This window comes from Rhizobium croatiense (genome assembly GCF_019793465.1).
In the GTDB taxonomy this organism is placed as follows: Bacteria; Pseudomonadota; Alphaproteobacteria; order Rhizobiales; family Rhizobiaceae; genus Rhizobium; species Rhizobium croatiense.
The window spans coordinates 1-255 of the sequence record NZ_JAILYJ010000116.1; the positions used below are offsets into that span (position 1 = coordinate 1).

1 protein-coding gene is annotated in these 255 nt (G+C 58.4%); it reads left to right on the plus strand.

The genetic code is table 11. From position 1 onward, the window contains the following. A partial coding sequence (locus K6M89_RS30825) for a nitrogenase component 1 (protein WP_281424340.1) occupies positions 1-255 on the plus strand: 255 nt, incomplete at both ends.

The window sequence follows — 255 nt, forward strand, 5'->3', positions numbered from 1 at the left end:
GCGTGGTATGGGGGCCGGTCAAGGACATGGTCCACATCTCGCACGGGCCGGTCGGTTGCGGTCATTATTCCTGGTCGCAACGCCGCAACTACTACGTCGGCCTGACGGGCATCGACACGTTCGTGACTCTGCAGTTCACCTCAGACTTCCAGGAAAAGGACATCGTGTTCGGCGGCGACAAGAAGCTTGAACAGGTCATCGACGAGATCGAGGAGCTTTTCCCCCTCAACAACGGCATCAGCGTGCAGTCGGAAT